General features: G+C 48.3%; 1 protein-coding gene. It reads right to left on the bottom strand.

All coding sequences use genetic code 11. The features are described 5' to 3' along the window. Positions 1 to 94: 94 nt before the first annotated feature. The gene (locus tag PORUE0001_RS00335) at positions 95 to 460 is read right to left on the bottom strand and encodes a transposase (RefSeq protein ID WP_007364445.1); all 366 of its coding nucleotides are present in this window, start codon (positions 458 to 460) and stop codon (positions 95 to 97) included. Between the last annotated feature and the right edge of the window lie 66 nt (positions 461 to 526).

The following is a 526-nucleotide window of genomic DNA, read 5'->3' as shown; positions in this document are numbered from 1 at the left end:
TAGTAGCCTTTGCGGCTGACTTCTAGCTGCTGACAAAGGTAGGTTATGGAGAGCTTTTGATCTCTCACTTGGGCGGATTCAAGCTGTTTCACGGCTACAAATCGGTCTTTTTTTTTAGATCAATGTGGTAGCGATTCAAGACCACTTCGAGTAGTGTTTTGTTGACCAAGGCCTTGCTCTCAGCTTGGAAGAGGGCTGCTTTGAGGCGAGCGTTTTCGCGCTTGAGTTCTGCGTAATCTGGATCTACGGCTTTGTTCTTGTTTGTCTTGCTCATAGTGCTTTGGTTGGGTAACTCTACACCAAAGGTACGCAACCAATTTCGAATGGTGCGTGCGGTGATGCCGTAGCGCTGGCTGGTGGTGGCGATGCTCTCGCCTGTGGCTAGGAGGTCATCGATGACTCTCCACTTGAAATCTAAGGGATATCCCTTTCGTCCTCGGTTACTTTTTTCTTGTTTCATTGTTGTTGGGGTTGGCTTCCCCAACTGTGTACTATTTCAGGAGAGGACATGGAACTTTAGCTCGGT

Origin of the sequence: Porphyromonas uenonis 60-3 (assembly GCF_000174775.1) — a bacterium.
In the GTDB taxonomy this organism is placed as follows: domain Bacteria; phylum Bacteroidota; class Bacteroidia; order Bacteroidales; family Porphyromonadaceae; genus Porphyromonas; species Porphyromonas uenonis_A.
The sequence above is the reverse complement of the archived record's forward strand: the minus strand, read 5'-3'. Positions and strand labels throughout refer to the sequence as shown.